Source organism: Streptomyces sp. MMG1121, from assembly GCF_001280015.1.
In the GTDB taxonomy this organism is placed as follows: Bacteria; Actinomycetota; Actinomycetes; order Streptomycetales; family Streptomycetaceae; genus Streptomyces.
This window is the reverse complement of sequence record NZ_LGDV01000226.1, coordinates 16393-36889: the sequence shown is the minus strand read 5'-3', so window position 1 is coordinate 36889 and position 20497 is coordinate 16393. Positions and strand designations below refer to the sequence as shown.

General features: G+C 73.5%; 12 protein-coding genes. 10 read left to right on the top strand and 2 right to left on the bottom strand.

Translation table 11 applies throughout. The features are described 5' to 3' along the window. Window positions 1–390 precede the first annotated feature (390 nt). The 7 genes from ADK64_RS33275 (at window position 391) to ADK64_RS33245 (ending at window position 14607) form a co-directional block, all read left to right on the top strand. Complete coding sequence (locus tag ADK64_RS33275; RefSeq protein ID WP_053665249.1) at window positions 391–3837, top strand: FHA domain-containing protein; 3447 nt, start codon at window positions 391–393, stop codon at window positions 3835–3837. Between the two features lie 204 nt (window positions 3838–4041). Beyond that, window positions 4042–5427: an ABC transporter substrate-binding protein gene (locus tag ADK64_RS33270; RefSeq protein WP_053665247.1), complete on the top strand. Its 1386-nt coding sequence runs from the start codon at window positions 4042–4044 to the stop codon at window positions 5425–5427. Between the two features lie 7 nt (window positions 5428–5434). Beyond that, the gene (locus ADK64_RS33265) at window positions 5435–6793 is read left to right on the top strand and encodes a carbohydrate ABC transporter permease (RefSeq protein WP_078993001.1); all 1359 of its coding nucleotides are present in this window, start codon (window positions 5435–5437) and stop codon (window positions 6791–6793) included. Next, the gene (locus ADK64_RS33260) at window positions 6790–7698 is read left to right on the top strand and encodes a carbohydrate ABC transporter permease (RefSeq protein WP_053665243.1); all 909 of its coding nucleotides are present in this window, start codon (window positions 6790–6792) and stop codon (window positions 7696–7698) included. The genes ADK64_RS33265 and ADK64_RS33260 overlap by 4 nt, the downstream gene beginning before the upstream one ends. Before the next feature lie 130 nt (window positions 7699–7828). Continuing rightward, window positions 7829–10066 carry a bifunctional glycosyltransferase/CDP-glycerol:glycerophosphate glycerophosphotransferase gene (locus ADK64_RS33255; protein WP_053665241.1) on the top strand — a complete coding sequence of 746 codons (2238 nt, stop codon included), beginning with the start codon at window positions 7829–7831 and terminating at the stop codon, window positions 10064–10066. Between the two features lie 125 nt (window positions 10067–10191). Further along, on the top strand, window positions 10192–12393 hold the full coding sequence (locus ADK64_RS33250; protein ID WP_053665239.1) for a bifunctional glycosyltransferase/CDP-glycerol:glycerophosphate glycerophosphotransferase: 2202 nt from the start codon (window positions 10192–10194) through the stop codon (window positions 12391–12393). Between the two features lie 6 nt (window positions 12394–12399). Next, window positions 12400–14607 (top strand): bifunctional glycosyltransferase/CDP-glycerol:glycerophosphate glycerophosphotransferase, encoded by a 2208-nt coding sequence (locus ADK64_RS33245; RefSeq protein ID WP_053665237.1) that lies wholly within the window; start codon window positions 12400–12402, stop codon window positions 14605–14607. A 70-nt stretch (window positions 14608–14677) separates the two neighbouring features. On the opposite strand, the gene ADK64_RS33240 is transcribed toward ADK64_RS33245, so the two are convergent. Next, a complete protein-coding gene (locus tag ADK64_RS33240; RefSeq protein WP_053665773.1) occupies window positions 14678–15091 on the bottom strand; it encodes an organic hydroperoxide resistance protein in 414 nt (137 codons plus the stop codon). Between the two features lie 97 nt (window positions 15092–15188). Between ADK64_RS33240 and ADK64_RS33235 the strand changes: the two genes are divergently transcribed. Then, on the top strand, window positions 15189–15698 hold the full coding sequence (locus ADK64_RS33235; RefSeq protein WP_078993000.1) for a MarR family winged helix-turn-helix transcriptional regulator: 510 nt from the start codon (window positions 15189–15191) through the stop codon (window positions 15696–15698). On the opposite strand, the gene ADK64_RS48540 is transcribed toward ADK64_RS33235, so the two are convergent. Beyond that, window positions 15695–17185 (bottom strand): glycosyltransferase family 39 protein, encoded by a 1491-nt coding sequence (locus ADK64_RS48540; protein ID WP_267888593.1) that lies wholly within the window; start codon window positions 17183–17185, stop codon window positions 15695–15697. The genes ADK64_RS33235 and ADK64_RS48540 overlap by 4 nt on opposite strands. Before the next feature lie 226 nt (window positions 17186–17411). On the opposite strand from ADK64_RS48540, the gene ADK64_RS33225 reads away from it, so the two are divergent. Further along, on the top strand, window positions 17412–18680 hold the full coding sequence (locus tag ADK64_RS33225) for a glycosyltransferase 87 family protein (RefSeq protein WP_053665233.1): 1269 nt from the start codon (window positions 17412–17414) through the stop codon (window positions 18678–18680). A 43-nt stretch (window positions 18681–18723) separates the two neighbouring features. Beyond that, complete coding sequence (locus tag ADK64_RS33220; RefSeq protein ID WP_078992999.1) at window positions 18724–20466, top strand: glycosyltransferase family 2 protein; 1743 nt, start codon at window positions 18724–18726, stop codon at window positions 20464–20466. The last annotated feature ends 31 nt before the right edge of the window (window positions 20467–20497 follow it).

Here is a 20497-nt window from a genome sequence, read left to right as displayed (position 1 = left end):
TGATGGTTGCTTGCCTGCATTCCGGTTGTCCCGATCCACTGTAGTGCCGCCCTTGAGGGCACTACGTAAGCGTTCCGGACCATGTTCCCGGAGCATGTTCGATGTGTTCGATACGTGCGATGTGTTCGCCGTGTTCGACGGAAAGACGCTCGTCTCTGTCCACTGGTTGCCGGGGGACGGACGTGACCGATCTCAAGTGATCGCCGGCGGACCACTGGTCAGGCACTTTTGGGGGCAGAGGCGACCAATCAAGATCACTTGTTACCGGGTGCGGGGCGCGCTGTCAGTGGCAGGTGCGAGGATGCCTCCCAGTACTGGCCGACGTGCTCGTGTGGGGTGGGGGGAAGTCCGCGCCCGCGCAGACCCGCGCAGAAGGGACCGCTGACGCCGATGCAGATCCGGCTGACCGTCGTAGACCCGCTCGGCCCGTCACCGCAGCGGGGCCGCGCCGCGAGCCGCGACGTGCTGGTCACGGCGCCCACGGGCACGGACCTGGCCGCGGTCGCGTCCGCGCTGGCCGGGGCGGTCACCGGGGAGGGCGGCCAGGGCCGCGACGGCTCCGGCTCCTCCGTGGTCCTGTACGCCGGCACCGACCGCCTCGACCCGCGCCGCTGCACCCTCGGCGAGCCCCCGCTGGTCGACGGCGCCGTGCTGTCCCTGGGCGCCCCCGCGGCCCCCGAGCCGCACCCCGAGCTGGACGACGCGCCGCCCCAGCTGCACGTCGTCGCCGGGCCGGACGCGGGCGGGGTCCATCTGCTGCACGGCGGCCGGATCAGCGTGGGCCGCTCGGCCGACGCGGACGTACCGCTGGACGACCCCGACGTCTCCCGGCTGCACTGCGCGGTCACGGTCGGCGCCGACGGCCGCGTCTCGATCGCCGACCTCGGCTCCACGAACGGTACGGCGCTGGACGGAGTGCGGGTGGGAGAGCGGCCGGTGCGGTTCCCTCCGGGGGCGTTGCTGCGGATCGGTGAGTCGGCGCTGCGGGTTACCCCGTCCGGGGGGGCGGGGGCTCGGATGCGGGGTGTGCCGGACGGGGAGGGGTGCGTTCGGGTTGGTGCGGGGGCGTTGGGTGCGGGTGATCCGTCGGGTGCGGGTGCGTCGGGGGGCACCCGGCCTTCGGCCGGCGACGGGCTCCCACCCGCAGCACCCGTACACCTTTCGTCGTCGGGTGCGGGTGGCCCCGATGGGGGTGCGGGGCCGTCGTCGGGTGCGGAGCGGACCGGTTCTGGTGCGGCTCCGGCGACCGGTGCGGGCGGGACCGGGGCGCAGGGGCCTGGTTCGGGTCCGGCCGTGTCGGTGGAGGCTGGGCAGCATGGTTACGGATCCGTGGGGTGGGGGGCCGCCGGGGAGTCGGTCGTGGTGCCCGGGCAGGGCGGTGCGCCCCGGATCGAGCGGCGGGGCGGTACGGCGGGCGGTGGAGGTACCGCCTCCGACGGGGACACCCACGCGGGTCGCTTCGGCGTCGGCGGCGTCGAGGTCCCGCAGGGCGCCCGGCGCCGTGGGCTCGGGGCATGGGCGCGGCGACTGGCCGGCGGCCGGGCGGAGCAGCCGGGCGGCGAGGAGTCGTACGACGGCACGAGGGCGGCCCGCTCCGCCGCCACCGCCCCGTCGGCCGACGCCCCTCGGCAGCCGGAGACCTGGCCGGATCCCGCCGCGCTGCTGCTGACGGCACTGGGTCCCGGACCCCGGCTGTGGGAGCGCGGGCCGGGTCACCCGGAGGCGCTCACCGTGCGGCTCGGCACGGCCGACCGGAGCGCGCCGGACGGTTCGGGCCTGCTGCCCGCCGTGCCCGTGACGGCGGCGCTGCGCGAGGCGGGCTCGCTCGGCCTGGCCGGTCCGCGCCCCCGGCTGTCCGGGCTGGCCCGCGCGGTGCTGGCCCAGCTCACCGCGGTGCACTCCCCCGATCTGCTGGAGATCGTGCTGATCAGTGCCGACCGCTCCCGTCCCGCGGAGGAGCGCACGGCCGAGTGGTCCTGGCTGGGCTGGCTCCCGCACGTCCGGCCGGGCCACGGCCAGGACTGCCGTCTGCTGCTGGCCTACGACCGCGAACAAGCGGCGGCCCGCACGGAGGAGCTGCTGCGCCGGCTGGACGACCACGCCGCGACCGGCAGAAGCGCGGCCCACCCCGCCAACCCGGGCATCGGCTCCGGCAACAGCAGCAGTTCCACGACCCCGGCGCCCACCGCCCCCGACCTGCCCGCACGGACCACCGCCTCCACCGCCTCCACCGCCTCCACCACCCGGCGCCCCTCCTGGGCGACGGACGGTGTCGATGCCGGACGAGTCCGTGGCTTCAGCGGTCCTTACACCGTCGTCGTCGTGGACGGCGACCCCGGCGGAGCCGCGTTGCAGGACGCCCTGGCGCGGTTGGCCGTGGCCGGGCCGCGGGTCGGGGTGCACGTGGTGTGTCTTGCCGAGACCGTGCCCGCGTCGGCCGCCTCCCCGCTGGCGTCGACGTACGAGGCCGCGTGTGCGGTGACGCCGACGTTCCGGCACTGCGGTGCCGTGGCGCAGCTCAGCGGGGACGTCGCGAGCGCGCTGCATCTGATGCGGGTGGCGCCCGGGGGGCCGGTGGGTCCCGGTGTGCTCGCCGCCGTGGACGCGGTGTCCGGCGCCTGGGCCGAGCGGTTCGCGCGGGCGCTGGCGCCGCTGCGGCCGGACGGCCCGGGTGCCGAGCGGCACGCGGTGGCCACACCGTTGCCCCCATCGGCGCGGCTGCTGGACGAGTTGGGGCTGGCCCGGGCCACCCCGGCGTCACTGATGGCCCGCTGGGCGGACGCGGCGGACGACACCCAGGCGCTGGGCGGGCGGGCGCGGGCGGTGCTCGGTGCCGGACCGCGCGGGCCGCTCACCGCCGACCTGGTGGCCGATGGGCCGCATCTGCTGATCGAGGGGCCGGGCGGCAGCGGCCGTACGGAGCTGCTGCGCGCCGTGGTGGCCTCGCTGGCCGCCGCCGAGCGGCCCGACCGGCTGGGCATCGTGCTGATCGACGGGCGGGACGGGGTCGGGACCGGCGCCGGGCGCGGTGAAGGGCTGCGGGTGTGCACCGACATACCGCATGTCACCACGCACCTCATCGCCAACGACCCCGTACGGATGCGGGAGTTCGCCCAGTCGCTGGCCGCCGAGCTGAAGCGGCGGGCGGAGCTGCTGGGCCGGACGGACTTCGCCCAGTGGCACGCGGGGCGCGCCGTGTCGGGCCGTATCGTCGCGCAGCGCACGTCCTCCTCGGGTTCCTCCGGGGACATAGAGGCGCCGCCCAGCTCCACCCTGCGGCTGCGGCCGGGCGCCGCCGCGCGCGGACGGGCCGAGGCCGCACCGCCGTTGCCCCGGCTCGTGGTGGTCGTCGACGACCTGGACGCACTGGTCTCGCCCGCGCTCGGCTCGCCGGGCCGGCCCGCGGCGGGCTCCGTGATGCGGGCACTGGAGGCGGTGGCCAGGGAGGGCGAGCGGCTCGGTGTGCACCTGGTGGCCGCGGCCGGGGCGGGGGGTCGTACGGCGGAGACCGAGCCGGCGCGCCGGGCCACGCTGCGGGTGGCGCTGGACGCCCCGAAGGCGGGTCCGGACGAACCGGCGCCGGGACGTGGAGTGTTGGCGTACCCGGACGGGCGGGCCGTCGCCTTCCAGGGGGGCCGGGTGACGGGCCGTATCCCGCGGACCGCGACCCAGCGGCCCACGGTCGTCCCGCTGGACTGGCAGCGCATGGGCGACCCGCCGGCCCGCCGGCCGGTGCGCGAGCTGGGCAACGGCCCGACCGACCTGGCCCTGCTGGCGAGCGCGGTGGAGCGGGCGGCCCGGGAGGTGTCGGCGGCCCAGGTGCCCTCCCTGCTCTGAAGCCGCGAGGCCGAAGCCGTACACGTAAACCCGAATCGGTGTGCATACGTTCCTGGTCACGAGCCGGTCACGATCACCGGTTCGGTACCGCAGGCGCTCTTGCCCGTCCTGAGCGGCCCGGCGTACACCGGACCGCACGGAACGGTCTTCTCGACGTTCAACGGTGTTCACGACGTTCAACGAAGAACGACGAACGGGGAAGTGATGCGCAGCAAGAGCAGCACCATCCGGACCCACAGGACCGTCGGCACGCTCGCCGCCCTGCTCGCGGGAGCCCTCGCGCTCAGCGCGTGCTCCAGCAGCGACAACAAGCACGACAAGGACAAGAGGGGCGGTGGCGGGGCCACCCCCACCAGCTCCACCGTCACTCTGCCGAAGCTGAACGGTGCCAGCCTGGAGATCGCCGCCGTCTGGACCGGCCAGGAGCAGACGAACTTCAAGCGGGTGCTGGCCGAGTTCGAGCGGCGGACCGGCGCGAAGGTCACCTTCGTGCCCGCCCAGGACCCGATCATCAACTTCCTCGGTTCGAAGATCGCGGGCGGCCAGCCGCCGGACGTGGCGATGCTGCCGCAGCCGGGCGCCATCAAGCAGGCCGTGCAGCAGAAGTGGGCCAAGCCGCTCGGCCCGGAGGCCCTCAAGGAGTTGCAGAAGAACTACTCGCAGGGCTGGCAGGACATCGGCAAGGTCGACGGCAAGCAGTACGGCGTCTACTACAAGGCCGCCAACAAGTCGCTGATCTGGTACAACACCAAGGTCTTCGAGAACGCGGGCGCCAAGGAGCCGAAGACCTGGAAGGACCTGCTGACCACCGCGCAGGCGGTGTACGACTCCGGTGTCACCCCGTTCTCGGTGCCCGGCGCGGACGGCTGGCCGCTGACGGACTGGTTCGAGAACGTCTATCTGTCCCAGGCGGGGCCCGAGAAGTACGACCAGCTCACCCAGCACAAGATCAAGTGGACGGATCCGTCGGTCAAGCAGGCACTGACGACGCTCGCGCAGATCTGGGGCAAGAAGGACTACCTCGCGGGCGGTCAGGACGGGTCGCTGCAGACGGAGTTCCCGGCCTCGGTCACCCAGACCTTCACGGGCGGCGACCAGCCGAAGGCCGCGATGGTCTACGAGGGCGACTTCGTGCAGGTCAACATCGGTGAGACCAAGGCGAAGGTGGGCACGGACGCGAAGGTGTTCCCGTTCCCGGCCGTCGGCGCGAGCGCGCCCGTGGTCTCCGGCGGGGACGCTGCGGTGATCCTGAAGGACTCCAAGGCGGCCCAGGCCCTGGTCACCTTCCTCGCCTCCCCGGACGCGGCGTCGATCCAGGCGAAGCTCGGCGGCTATCTCTCGCCGAACAAGAACGTGCCGGTCTCGGCGTACCCGAACGAGGTGCAGCAGAAGATCGCCAAGTCGCTGATCGCGTCCGGCGACGACTTCCGCTTCGACATGTCCGACCAGGCCCCGCAGGCCTTCGGCGGCACCCCGGGCAAGGGCGAGTGGAAGGATCTCCAGGACTTCCTGCGGAACCCGACGGATGTGGCGGGCGCCCAGGCGAAGCTGGAGAAGGACGCGGCGGCGGCGTACGGAAGCGGGAGCTGACCCGGCGATGGCGTCGGCAGCGGCGGCGGGGGCCCCACCGGGTCCCGCCGCGCCTTACGGACGCAAGAGCCGCAAGAGCGTGACCGGCACCCGCAGGGCCGTGGCAGCGTTGTTCCTGCTGCCCGCCCTGGTACTGCTCGGCGCGCTCGTGGTCTACCCGATCGGGTACTCGCTCGTCCGCAGCTTCGTGGGCAACTCCGGCCATGGCTTCGCGGGCGTCGACAACTACAGGACGCTCTTCACGGACGACGGCATCCGCACCGCCTTCAAGAACAACGTCGTCTGGGTGGTGTTCGCGCCCACGGTCTCCACCGCGCTCGGTCTGATCTTCGCGGTGCTGACCGAACGGGTGCGCTGGGGAACGGCGTTCAAGCTGGTCGTCTTCATGCCGATGGCGATCTCGATGCTGGCGGCCGGGATCATCTTCCGGCTGGTGTACGACCAGGATCCGCACAAGGGCGTGGCGAACGCGGTGTGGGTGGGCGTGCACGACACCTTCGCGCAGTCCTCGGCGTTCCCGAAGGCCCACCCGGGCCGCGAGTCGCCGCTCACACCCGACCAGGGCGGGTTCATCACCTCGGCCACCGTCCACACCGGCCAGAGCGTCGCTCTGCCCCTCGTCGGCGTCGCCCCGGACCAGATGCCGGACGGCGTGCGGATGGCCGTGGCCGCGAAGCCGGAGCCGGGGAAGATCACCGGCACCACCTGGCAGGACTTCACCCGCGGCAAGGGGGTGGGGCGGCTCGGCGTGCCCGATCCGTCCGAACAGGGCTATGCCGGGATGCGGATCGAGGCGGTGAAGGACGGCAAGGTGGTCGCCTCCGCCAAGGCGGCCGGCGACGGCACCTTCACCCTGCCCGCGTCCGCCGACGGCGCTCGACTACGGCTTCCGGCGAGCAACTTCAAGGAGCCGTACAACGGCATCGAGTGGCTCGGCCCGACGCTGGTCACCCCGGCGATCATCGGGGCGTACGTATGGATGTGGGCGGGCTTCGCGATGGTACTGATCGCGGCCGGGCTCGCGGGCGTGCCCCGGGAGCTGCTGGAGGCCGCACGGGTGGACGGCGCCACCGAGTGGCAGGTGTTCCGCAAGGTCACCGTGCCGCTGCTCGCGCCGGTCCTCGCGGTCGTCACCGTCACGCTGATGATCAACGTGCTGAAGGTGTTCGACCTCGTCTACATCATCGCGCCGGGCTCCTCCCAGGACGACGCCAACGTGCTCGCCCTGGAGCTGTACCGCAGGGGCTTCGCGGAGGACCAGCCGGGCGTCGCGAGCGCGATCGCGGTGCTGCTGCTGGTGCTGGTGATCCCGGTGATGGCATTCAACATCCGGCGGCTGCGGCGGGAGCGGGAGGTACGGCGATGACGGCGACCGCCGAAGGCGTCGGGAAGGCCGGGCCGGTCCGGACGGCGAAGGCGAGGCGGTCCGTCGGCTCGCGCGTCACCGAGCAGCTGAGCGGTGGCCTGGTCCGCGTCGTGCTCATCCTGGTGGGGCTGTTCTGGCTGGTGCCGACCGTCGGCCTGCTGATCTCCTCGCTGCGCTCCCCGCAGGACATGAGCGCGAGCGGCTGGTGGACGGTGTTCACCAAGCCGTCCCAGCTCACCTTCGACAGCTACCGCAAGCTGCTGGAGAACGGCGACATCACCCACTCCCTGTGGAACACCGTGCTGATCACGGTCCCGGCGACGGTTCTGGTCGTCGTGGTGGGCTCCCTCGCGGGCTACGCGTTCGCGTGGATGGAGTTCCCGGGCCGGGACTGGTGGTTCCTGGGTGTGGTGAGTCTGCTGGTGGTGCCGGTGCAGGTGGCGCTGATCCCCATCGCCGAACTGTTCGGCAAGGTCGGGCTGTTCGGCACCATCTTCGGGGTGATCCTCTTCCACACCGGCTTCGGTCTGCCCTTCGCGGTGTTCCTGCTGCGGAACTTCTTCGCGGAGATCCCGCGGGAGCTGCTGGAGGCGGCCCGGCTCGACGGCGCCGGTGAACTCCGGTTGTTCGTGCGGGTGGTGATGCCGCTCGGCGGGCCGGCGATCGCGAGCCTCGGCATCTTCCAGTTCCTGTGGGTGTGGAACGACATGCTGGTGGCGCTGGTGTTCACGAAGTCGGGCACCCAGCCGATCACGGTCGCGCTGCAGACGCAGGTAAGGCAGTTCGGCAACAACGTGGACGTGCTGGCGCCCGGTGCGTTCATCTCCATGGTGATCCCGCTGGCCGTGTTCTTCGCGTTCCAGCGGCAGTTCGTGTCCGGAGTGATGGCGGGCGCGGTCAAGTAGCCGCAAACGGGACACTCCTGGGCCGAGGGGCCCGGGGGTGTCCCCCACATGCCGTACGGGCGCGTAACCAATTCACTCCATCGGCCGTTCCCGGGCAATACGCCCGCGCCGACCGATTCATGGATGCCCCTTGCCCAGGTTCAGTGTCATCGTTCCCGCGTACCAGGTCCAGGCGTACCTCTCGCAGTGCCTGGACTCGGTGCTCTCGCAGTCGTATCCCGATCTGGAACTGATCGCCGTGGACGACTGCTCGCCGGACGCGTGCGGTGCGATCATCGACGAGTACGCGGCCCGGGACGCGCGCGTGAAGGCCGTCCACCTGGCGCGGAACCAGGGCCTCGGCGGCGCCCGCAACGCGGGGATGGCCGAGGCGAGCGGCGACTACCTGGTCTTCCTGGACAGCGACGACACGCTCACTCCGGACGCGCTGCGGGCGATCGCGGACCGGATCAAGGAGACCGGCGAGCCGGACGTGCTGGTGTACGACTACGCGCGTACGTACTGGGACGGCCGGACGGTGCGCAACCAGCTCGCCGGCCGGCTCACCCACCAGGGACCCGCGCCGTTCCGGCTGGAGGACCGGCCGGGACTGCTCAGGGTGCTGATGGTGGCCTGGAACAAGGCCTGCCGGCGGGACTTCGTCGCACAGCACGGCTTCACGTTCCCGCCGGGCTACTACGAGGACACCCCCTGGACCTTCCCGGTGCTGCTGACGGCGGAGTCGATCGCGACCCTGGACCGGGTGTGCGTCCACTACCGGCAGCGCCGGCAGGGCAGCATCCTCGGCACCACGAGCGATCGGCACTTCGACCTGTTCGAGCAGTACGAGCGGGTGTTCGCGTTCGTCGAGGAGCGGCCCGAACTGGCGCGGTGGCGGCCGGAGTTGTTCCGCCGCATGGTCGACCACTACGCGACGGTGTTCACCAGGCGGGGCCGGCTGCCGCGCGGCAGCCACGGCGCGTTCCTGCGCCGGGCCCGCGCGCACTACCGCCGCTACCGGGTCCCGGGCATCCGGATGCAGCCCCGGTCCGCCCTGGTCCGCTTCGGCCTGCACCGCACGTTCCGCGCGCTCCAGTTGGCCTCGGCCGCCCGCCGGCGCACGCTGAAGGCGGCGGTGAAGCTGGCCCGCGCCGTGCGCGCCGGCACGCTGCGGCTGCACTACCGGGTCCAGCTGCGGCTGCCGGTGCGCGCCGACCGGGCGGTGTTCGCCTCCGAAGCGGGGCGCGGCGACCCCGGCGCGCTGGAGGAGGCCGTCCGCGCCCTCGCCCCGCACATCCGCACCGCGTGGATCGTCCGCCCCGAGCACCAGCACACGCTGCCGCCCGGCCCACGCCGCATCCGGCCCGGCGGTGCCGCCTACTGGACGGCGCTGGCCCGTGCCAAGTACCTGGTCACCGACGCCGACGCGCTGGACCGGCGGCTGCGCAAGCGGCGCGGGCAGGTGGTGATCCAGACCCGGCGGGGCACCCCGCTGGGGCACATGGGGCTGGATCTGCTGGAGCGTCCGGCGGCGGCCCGTGACACCGACTTCGCCGCGCTGCTGCGGGGCGTGGACCAGTGGGACCACGTCCTGTCCGGCAACCGGCACTCGACGCTCGTCTGGGAGCGGGTCTTCCCGGGCCGCTACCGCACGCTGGAGTACGGGTCGCCGCGCAACGACGTCTTCCAGCGGGCGACCTCGGCGGACGTGAGCCGGCTGCGCGAGTCGCTGGGCATCCCGCGGGGCGCGGTGGCGATCCTGTACGCGCCGGCCTGCCGCGACCATCGGCGCACCCAGCGCCCGCTGCTGGACCTGGAGCGCGTCGTGCGCCGCCTCGGCCCGCGCTTCGTGATCCTGGCCCGGCCGCAGCCCGCTCACGACGGCCCCCTCGGCGCGGGCGCCCGGATCATCGACGTGGGTGATCACCCGAGCGTGGAGTCGCTCTGTCTGGCCTCGGACGCGCTGCTCACCGACTACGCGTCGCTGATGTTCGACTACGCCAACCTGGACCGGCCGGTCGTCGTGCACACCGAGGACTGGGAGGCGTACGAGGCCGCCCGTGGCGCCTACTTCGACCTGCGGTCCTTCCCGCCGGGCGCGGTCGCGCGCAGCGAGGACGAGCTGATCGACATCTTCGCGAGCGGCCACTGGTGCGGCTCGCGCTCGGCCCAGCTGCGGGCGGCGTTCCGGGAGCGGTTCTGCGCCTACGACGACGGGCGCGCCGCCGAGCGCGTCGTACGGCATGTGGTGCTGGGCGATGCCCCGCAGGCGCTGCCGCCGGTGGTGCCGCTCGCGAGGCGCAATCCGGTGCCGTCGGCGGGGGCACGGTCACCGCTCGCCACCGTGCCGCAACCTTCCGGCCATCTTCCCGTCACCGAGAGCCACTGAACACCGTTGGTCATTCCGGGAGTTCCCATGCCCCTCGGCTCGACGCGGCCCACCCCGAGCCGGCCGCCCACCTGGCGCCCGGCGGGCCGGCCCGGCCGCGTCCGCAAGAAGACAGAAAGAACAGAATGCCCCGCTTCAGCATCATCGTCCCGTCCCATGGGGTCGCCGGCCGGCTGTCCCAGGCGCTGGACTCGGTCCTCGGCCAGTCCTTCGGCGACCTGGAACTGATCCCGGTCTGCGACGCTCCCGACGCCCCGGCCGCCGAGGTGGCCGCCGGGTTCGCGGAGCGGGACTGCCGGGTGGCCCCGGTCGACTCGCCGCCGTCCGCCGGTCTGAGCGGGGCACGCAACGCCGGGCTGCGGGTGGCGACCGGCGCGTACGTGCTGTTCCTCGACGGCGACGACCTGTTGCTGCCGGGCGCGCTCGCCGCGCTGGACCAGCGGCTGAGCGAGACCGCCGGTGTGGACGTGCTGTACGTCGAGCACGAGCGCGTGCCCTGGTGGGAGGGCGAGCCGACGAACCCCGCCGCGCCGCTGCTGGCCCGCGCCCCGAAGGGCGCCTTCGCCCCCGCCGACCAGCCCGAGCTGACCGGCGTGCCGTTCCCGGCGTGGAGCGCGGTCTACCGCCGCGCCTTCCTCGTCGAGCACGAACTCACCTTTCCCGACAGCCACTTCACCGACCTCGGCTGGGGCGGGCTGACCACGCTCGCGGCCGGGCGGATCGCGGTGCTGCGCCGGGTGGTCGTACGGCACCGGCTGCGCCGGCAGGGCAGCCGGCTGAACCTGCCCGGGCCGCATCAGCACGCCCTGCTCGACCAGGTGGAGCTGGTACTGGCCCGGGCCGCCGAGCGCGCCCTGCCCGCCGTGCGCGCACGGGCGCTGTTCGGGCAGCTCTTCGCCCATGTGCTGAAGACCGCGTCCCGGCCGGAGCGGCTGCCCGGCGGGCACCGGGCGTTCTTCCGCCGCGCGGGCCGCCTCTACCGGCGCCACCGCCCGGCCGGTTTCCGGCCGCCGGGCGGCAGCCTGGGGGTGCAGCACCGGCTGCTGGCGGCGGGCGGGTACGGCGCGTTCCGGGCGCTGCGCGGTGCCAACCGGATGGCGTCCGGGGCGGCCGGGCGGCTGCCGCGCCCGCACATGCCGCGCACCCGGCTGCGCTACGCCCTGGACCTGCGCCGCCCGCTCGACCCCGACCTGGTCGTGTACTGCGCCTACTGGGGCCGCGGCTACGCCTGCAACCCGGCCGCGATCCACGCCAAGGCCCGCGAACTCGCCCCGCACCTGCGCGCGGTGTTCCTGGTCGAGACCGGCCAGGAACACACGATGCCCAAGGACGTGGAGTACGCGGTGATCGGCTCGCGCCGCTACTGGGAGGTGCTGGCCCGCGCCACGTACCTGGTCAACAACGCCAACTTCGCCGAGGGGATCGTCAAGCGGCCCGGCAGCGTGCATCTGCAGACCCAGCACGGCACCCCGCTGAAGACGATGGGCGTGGACCAGGCGCCGTACCCCGTGGTGGCCGCCCGGTCCGGCAGTTACACCAAGCTGCTCGGCCGGGTCGACCGGTGGGACTTCAACCTGTCCGCCAACCGTCACTCGACCCAGATGTGGGAGCGCGCCTTCCCCGGCTCGTACGAACAGCTGGAGTACGGCTATCCACGCAACGACGTCTACTGCACGGCCACCGGTGAGGACGTGGCGCGCGTCAGGCGGGAGTTGGGCGTCCCCGAGGGCAGGACCGCCGTGTTGTACGCGCCGACCCACCGCGACCACCACACCGGCTTCGAGCCCGGACTCGACCTGGAGGCCTTCTGCGAGGCGGCCGGCGAGGACGTCGTCGTGCTGCTGCGCGCCCACTACTTCTACGACCGGGGGCCCGTGAGGAGTTTCGGCCGGATCATCGACGTGACCGCGCACCGGTCCGCCGAGGACGTGTGTCTCGCCGCGGACGCGCTGGTCACCGACTACTCGTCCATCATGTTCGACTACGCCAACCTGGACCGCCCGATCGTCGTGTACGCCGACGACTGGGAGGTCTACCAAGAGACACGGGGCGTCTGTTTCGACCTGATGGCCGAGCCGCCGGGCCCGGTCGCCCGTACCCCCGAGGAGCTGGCCGGTGTCTTCCGCGACGGCTCGTACGCGGGCGCGGAGGCGGCGGCGCTGCGGGCCGCGTTCCGGGAACGGTTCTGCGCGTTCGACGACGGGCGGGCCGCCGAGCGGGTCGTCCGGCGGGTGCTGCTCGGCGAGCCGCCGCAGGCGCTGCCGCCGGTGATCCCGCTCGCGGACCGCGTCCCCGCCCCCGCCGGCGCGACCCTCGTGAGGAGCTGACCCGCCGTGCCCCGCTTCAGTGTGATCGTGCCCTGCTACCAGGTGCAGGGCTTTGTGCGCGAGTGCCTGGACTCGGTGCTGGCGCAGTCCTTCGGCGACGTCGAGCTGATCGCCGTGGACGACCGCTCCCCCGACGGCAGCGGCGCGATCCTCGACGAGTACGCCGAGCGGGACCCGCGGGTGCGGGTGCTGCACCTGCCGAAGAACGTGGGCCTCGGCCGGGCCCGCAACGCCGGGCTCGCGCACGCCACCGGCGACTACCTCTTCTTCCTGGACAGCGACGACACCCTCGCCCCGGGCGCGCTGCGTGCCGTTGCGGACCGGCTCGTGGAGGCGGCCGAACCGGACGTGCTCGTCTTCGACTACGCGCGCGCCTACTGGTGGGGCGGCACCCGGCGCAACGCCCTCGCGTCCCTGCTCGCCGAGGCCGGCCCGGAAACCTTCACGGCCGAGGAGTTCCCGCGGATCCTGGACCTGCTGATGGTGGTGTGGAACAAGGTCTACCGACGGGAGTTCGTGGCGGCGGAGGGCTTCGAGTTCCCGCCGGGCTACTACGAGGACACCCCCTGGACCTTCCCGGTCATGCTCAGCGCCCGGCGGATCGCCACCCTGGACCGGATCTGCGTGTACTACCGGCAGCGCAGGCAGGGCAACATCCTGTCCACGACCAGCCGCAAGCACTTCGACATCCACGCGCAGTACGACCGGGTCTTCGCGTTCGTGGCGGCACGGCCGCGGCTCGCGCCCTGGCTGCCGTATCTGCACCGCAAGATGGGCGAGCACTGCCTGGACATCCTGGCCAAGCCGGACCGGGTGCCGGCGGGTGACAAGGCCGAGTTCTTCCGGCACACGAAGGCGATGTTCCGCATCCACCGGCCCGCGGGCGCCCTGGTGGACGGCGAGGTCGCGGTGCTGGAGGGCTCCTGGCCGGTGTACCGGATGAGGCGGCAGGCGGCGCGGGCCGGGCGGGAGGCGGCACGGCGCGCCGGCGTGGTGCGCGCCGCGGCCGCCGCGCGGGCCCGCTCCGGCTGGGCGGCCGTGCACCGGCGCCGCCCGCTGGACCCGTGGCTCGTCGTGTACTCGGCCTCCTCGCACCGGGGCCTGCTGGGCGACCCGGCGGCCGTCTACGCCAAGGCCCGGCAGATCGCTCCGCGGTTGCGCGGGGTGTGGGTGGTGCGGGACGCGGAGACCGCCGCGCTGCTGCCGCCGGGTGTGGAACACGTGATCGTGGGCTCCCGGCGGTATCTGGAGGTCACCGCGCGCGCGAAGTTCTTCGTCAACGACGTCAACTGGCCCGGCACGCTGGTCAAACGGCCCGGCAGCGTGCACATCCACACCCATCAGGGCACCCCCCTGAAGTACCTGGGCGCCGATCTGCTGGACAAGCCGGGCGCCCGGCTCGGCTTCGACGTGCCGCAGATGCTGCGCCGGGCCGACCGCTGGGACCACAGCCTGGTCGCCAGCCGCCACTCCGAGCTGGTCTGGGAGCGGGCCTACCCGTGCCACTTCAGCTCGGCACGCACCGGGAGCCCGCGCAACGACGTCCTGGTGACCGGCGGCCCCAGCGACTTCCGCGCGCGGCACGGCATCCCGGCGGACCACACGGTCGTGCTGTACGCGCCGACCCGCCGTGACTACCGGCGCGACGGGCACGTCGACCGGTTCGACCCGGCCCGCCTCGCGGCCGATCTCGGCGCGGGGCACACCCTGGTGGTCCGGCTGCACCCGTCGCTGGCGAACGGTCCCGCGCGCGGGACGGGCCTGGCCGAGCTGGCCCGGCGCGGGATCGTCGTCGACGCGACCGACGAACCGCGCGTCGAGGACGTCCTGCTCGCGGCGGACGTGCTGGTCACCGACTACTCGTCGATCATGTTCGACTACGCGTGCCTGGACCGCCCGGTCGTCCTCCACGCCGACGACTGGCCCGCGTTCACCGCGAGCCGGGGCGCCTACCTCGACATCACCGCCGAACCGCCGGGCCATGTCGCGCACTCCTACCGGGAGCTGGTCCGGCTGTTCACCTCCGGCTGCTGGCAGGACGAGGAGTCGGCCCGGCTGCGGGCCCGGTTCCGGTCCCGGTTCTGCGAGTACGACGACGGCCGGGCGGCCGAGCGGGTCGTACGGACGCTGCTGCTGGGCGAGCCGATGCCGGAGCCGGACGCGGTGCGGATCCCGGGGCAGACGGCGGGGCGGGACGCGCTGGCGTCGGCGTAGGGGCCGTGTACGCGCGAGGGTGCCGGCCCCCGGGGAGGGGGACCGGCACCCTGAAGCGTCTTCTGGGGGGTTACTCGATGACGAGGTCGACCTCGATGTTGCCGCGGGTGGCGTTGGAGTAGGGGCAGACCTGGTGGGCCGTCTCGACCAGCTTGCGGCCGGTCGCCTCGTCCACGGTGTCGGGCAGCTCGACGCGCAGCGTCACCTTCAGCCCGAAGCCCTCGCCCTGCTTGCCGATGCCGACCTCGGCGGTCACGGCGGCGTCGCTGACGTCGACCTTCGCCTGGCGGCCCACGAGGCCGAGGGCGCTGCCGAAGCAGGCGGCGTAACCGGCGGCGAAGAGCTGCTCGGGGTTGGTGCCCTGGCCGTTGCCACCCATCTCCACCGGAATGGCGAGGGGGAGGTCGATCTTGGCGTCGGAGGAGACGGCACGGCCCTCGCGGCCGTGGGTGGCAGTGGCGACGGCGGTGTAGAGCGCGTCCATGAAGACCATCCCTTTACGAAGTCGGTGTTCCGGCGGCCCCTGTCCCGACCGCCTCACGACCACAAGTAGAGCACACAATTAAGTTGTGCACAATCAAATGGCCTGCAAGAGCTACCCTGGACGCATGACCGCCACGACCCGCACCGCCGAGAGCGACTGGCTCCGCCTGGACCGCCAGATCTGCTTCTCGCTGCACGCCGCGTCCCGCGCCTTCAACGGCGTCTACCGCGTGGTCCTCAAGGACCTCGGGCTCACCTACCCGCAGTACCTGGTGATGATGGTGCTGTGGGACCAGGGCGACCTGCCCGTCAAGGTGCTCGGTGAGCATCTGCGGCTCGACTCCGGCACGCTGTCCCCACTGGTCAAGCGGCTGGAAGCGGCGGGTCTGGTGCGCCGGGAGCGCAGCGCCGAGGACGAGCGCTCGGTGCGGGTACGACTCACCGGGGAGGGCACGGCGCTGCGCGAGCGGGCCCTGGAGGTACCGCGCCGCATCGTCGGCGCGACCGGCTTCGACCCGGCGGAGATCGCCGACCTGCGCGAACGGCTCGACCAGCTCACGACGGCACTGGACGAGGCGGCGGTGCGGGCGGTGCGGGACGCGGGCTAGCGGGACGACCCCCGGACGGCGGTACGGACGTAGAGCCGTACGGTCATCCCGCCCCGCACGATCGTCTCCCGCACGGTGAACTCGGTTTCCAGGACGGCGAGTTCGGCCCGCTCGGCGGCTTCGCGCGGACGCCGGCGCCCGGCGATCAGATCGCCGTCCGCCACGACCCACACCCGGTCCAGCAGCTCCATCCGCCGCCGTACCTCACGGGGCCCGGCCTCCCGCCCGTACAGCGTCCCGGACCCGGCCGCCCCCTCCACCAGCGCGACGTCCCGCGTCGCCCGGAAGGCGCCCGGATAGGCAAGGGCCGCATTCCGCTCGCTCGACGGCAGGAACACCACCGGAGCCCCGGGGGCCGACTCCCTCGCGACGACCCCGGACACGGCGGCGAGATCGTCGGGCCGGGTCGCGGGGTCACGGTCGGCCCGGAGGAGGGGGAGCTGGTGGACGAAGGAGAGGGCGATGGCGGCGACACCGGCGAGGGTGACGAGACGGGACTGCGGGAAAGGGGGCCTTTCCGGCCTGCCGTCGCGGTGCGCGCGGGCGTTCCGCAGGCGTCCGACCGCGCCCGCCGCCCGCTCGGCTCCCGCGGCCACCAGCAACGGCGCCCCGCTCAACGCGTACAGCACGTACCGGTCGACGAACAGCGGCGAGAACTGGGACGCCAGCATCAACACCACGGGCGGCACCAGGGTCAACGGCAACGCCAGCCCCGGAAGAGTGATTTCACTGCGCCGCCCCAGGATCCCCGCCACCCCGAGCACGGCAAGGCCCAGACACACCCCGTACACCCCCCAGCTCGGTCCCAGGAACCCCCGCAGCACCCCCTCCGCCGTAGCCGCCGTAGGCCTGCGCAGCCACGCCACCTGCGCCGCCTGCCCCCGCGACACGAGCACCATCGGCAGCAGCGAGACCACGACTGCGCCCGCCGCACACCCCCAGCCCCGCCACACCCGCGCCCCGGGCCGGGCCAGCGCCAGCGACACCGCGTGGGCGCACAGCAGCAGCACGGCGAACTCGTGCAGCCAGCAGGTCGCCCCGAGGACGGCGCCGTAGGCCCACCAGGAGCCCCCTTGCGCGGCCCGGACGAACAGCAGCGTGGCTCCGGTCGCACCGGCCGCCACGAGGGCGTAGGAGCGGCCCTCCTGGGCGTAGTGGCCGGCCATCGGGGCGACCGCGTAGAGCAGACCGGCCCACAGCCCGACACGCGGCCGGGCCAGCCGGGTGCCGAGCGCGGCGACCAGCGCGGCCGTCGCCGCCGCCGCGCACACCGACGGCAGCCGCAGCACGACCTCGCCGGGGTGGACGGCGAGGACGGCGTGCATGAGGAGGTAGTACAGGCCGTGCACGGCGTCGACGTCGTGCAGCAGCCGCCAGATCTGCGGCACCGTACGCCGCCCGACCTGGAAGGTGACGGCCTCGTCGCGCCACATCCCGCCCCGGTCGAGCCCCCAGAGCCCGACCGCGAGCATCACCAGCGCGGGCACCCACACAGCGGCCCGGCGGCGGGCCCGCGCCCGATGGTCCCCCGGCGCGCGGGGGGCCGCGCCGGCCGGTACGACGACTGTCGCTGCAGCCGCCCTGCGCGACTGCGGTGTCACAGGAAGCCCGACCATCACCACGGCCCGATCTTTTGCGATGAGACAACCCATTTCCGGTCATGACGGCGTATCGGCGTGGATACCCCATCCGTGCCGCTTAGGCTCCCATGCGATGAACCGTCTCCGTGCCAACTCCGGTCCGGTGCTTGCCGTCACCGCTCTCTGGCCGATCACCCGCGCCGTGATGCTGTGGCTGCTCGTCCACGACGCGTCCCCGCTGCTGGGCGGGGGCGCGGTGGACCGTGAGGTGTGGCGGCTCTACTTCCACTGGTACGGCGTCCTCGCGCACGGCGCCTTCCCGGCGCACGACACCCTGTGGCAGTACCCGCCGGGCGCGGGCACGGTGCTGCTGGCGCCGGGCCTGCTGCCGTGGCTGACGTACTTCCAGGCGTTCGTGGCGCTGACGCTGGCCGCGGACGCGCTGGTCATGGCGGCACTGGTCCGCGCGGGCACACGGCCCGGACGCAGCCTGCACGGCGCGGTCCTGTGGACCGCCGGCCTGCCGCTGCTGCTCCAGCTCCCGCTCGCCCGGTACGACGTGGAGGTCACCGCCCTCGCCGTGCTCTCCCTGCTGGCGATGGCGCGCTCCCCGCGCGCGGGTGGCGCGTTCGCGGCGCTGGGCGCGCTGGTGAAGGTGTGGCCCGCGCTGGTGCTGCTGGGCACGCCCCGGGGGCGGACGACGCGCGGGGCGTGGGCGTGGGCGGCGGCCACCGGGGCTCTCTCACTGGGCCTGCTGGCCGTGGTGTTCGACCATCCGCTGTCCTTCCTGCGGCAGCAGGGCGGACGCGGGGTGCAGATCGAGTCGCTGGGCGGTACGGCGCTGAACCTCGCGCGGCGCACCGGCTGGTCCGGCCGGGAGCGCTACCAGTACGGCTCCGTCGAGCTGGTCGGCCCGTACGTGCACACCGTCGCCACCGCCTTCCTCGCGCTGACGGTGGTCGCGTTCGCGCTGCTGGTGGTGTGGCGGGTGCGGGCGCGGCGCTGGACCGAGGCCACGCCGTTCGACGCGGCACTGAGCGCGGTGCTGCTGTTCACGGTGACCAGCCGGGTCATCAGCCCGCAGTACATGATCTGGCTGGTCGGCCTCGCCGCCGTGTGTCTGACCTCACGGCACACCAGCCAGCGGCCGGTCGCGGTGCTGGTCCTGGCCGCGACCGCGCTGAGCACCCTGGTGTTCCCGATGCACTACGGCGAGATCGTCGACGGCACCTGGACCGGATGTCTGCTGCTGGTGGCCCGCAACGGGATCCTGGCGGCCGCCGCCGTACTGTCCTTCACGCGGCTGCGGCGGGCGGCACGACCGATCGGAAAGAGCGCGCAAAGGCCGGAACCCCGACCTGATTCCGACCGTCTTCCGGACCGAGCCGTAAGCCTCTCTTAACCGAGTATTACCGTAAATTTTTACGCTCCGGCCCGTGGACCCCATGCGACCAGAACCGCAAGACACGCCCGACACGCCCGACACGGCAGTCCCGCCGGCCACGGTGGAGATAACCGACGCGCCCGATGCGACCGGCACGGTCGGCACCGCCGAGCCGCCGCGCCCGGCGCAGGTCGGTGTCGTCGTCATCGGCTACAACGACGCCGCCCATGTGGGCGACGCCGTACGCTCGGCGCTCGCGCAGGGGCCTGCGGTGGCCGAGGTCGTCGCCGTCGACGACTGCTCCACGGACGGCAGCGCCGAGCTGCTCGACCGGCTGGCCGCCGAGGAGCCCCGGCTGCGGGTGGTGCGCCGGGACGTGAACAGCGGCGGGTGCGGCAGCCCGCGCAACACCGGGATCGACGCGGTGACCACGCCGTACGTGATGTTCCTGGACAGCGACGACGTGCTGCCGCCCGGTGCGGTGGACGCGCTGCTGGCGGCGGCCACGGAGTCGCGCGCCCAGGTCGCGGCCGGGCTGTGCGTGCGCCGGGAGCTGCCCTCGGGGCGCGAGCAGCCCTGGCAGGCGCCCCTCTACACGGCGCACACGGTCCTCGCGCGCCCCGCCCAGCGCCTCCGGCTGGTCCACGACACGCTCTGCGTCAACAAGCTGTACCGCACCGACTTCCTGCGCGAGCACGGCATCCGCTTCCCCGAGGGCCGTTTCCACTACGAGGACATCGTCTTCACCGCGCGCGTGCTGGCCGCCGGCCCGCGCATGGCGCTCGTCCCGGACCGCGTCTACGTGTGGCACGTACGCCGCTCCGCCGAACGGCTGTCGATCTCGCTGGACCGGGAGCGCGTCGAGAACTGGCAGGCGCGCACCGAGGCCTGCGCGCAGGCGTACGAGATCCTGCTGGGCGCCGGGCAGAAGGAGCTGGCGCGGGCGGCGCGGGCCAAGTTCCTCGACCACGACGTGCGGATGTACGTGCGCGAGCTGGGGTTGCGCGACGTGCACTACCGGCGCGCGTGGTGGACGCACACCCAGGAATACCTGGCGCGCTACGACGCCGCCGACTGGGAACTGAACCCGGGCGCGCCGGGCCGCGTGATCGCGCGGGTCGTCCTGGAGTCGCCCGAGCCCCGCGACCTGGCCCGGCTGCGTGAGCTGGCCGCGCGCCCGGCGCGGCTGCTGCCGCCGTACGCCCGGGACGCCGACGGCGTCCCCGTCTGGTCCGCCGACCTCCCCCAGGTCACGCTGGCGCCGTTCCTGACCCGCCCCAGCGGGACCCTCCCGGTCACCGTGGACGCGGAACTGCACCCACGCGCGCGTGGCGCGCAGGTACGCCTGCGGCTGCACGAGATGTACGGCAGGGTGGCCGAGGCGGGCCCGCGCGAGGTGGACGTCGAGTGGACGGCGCGCGAGGACGAGCACGTGCGCAGGCGCACGACGGTCCCGCTCACGCCCTTCGGCGCGGACACGGACTCGGGCGCGGACTCGGGCGCGAACACGGACGCGGCAGGCTGGACGGCCGAGGTCCCCGTCGATCTGGCCGCGCTCGGCGCGGGCACCTGGGACCTGCGGCTGACCGTGCACTTCGCGGACGGCACGCAGCGGGTGGTCACGGCGCACGCCTTGACGGGCGCCGGCCGGCTGCGCCGGCGCGCCGTTCTGAGCGCCCGGCACGGTGTGCTGCTGGTCCAGCCGTACGCGACGCACTCCGGCGCGCTGGCCCTGCGGATGGCGAGCGGCGCACGCGGGGTGGTGCGGGTGGCCCGCGGGCGCCTCAAGCGCCTGCTGCGGTAGTGCACGCGCGCGTGCCGCTTCCCGCCCGCCG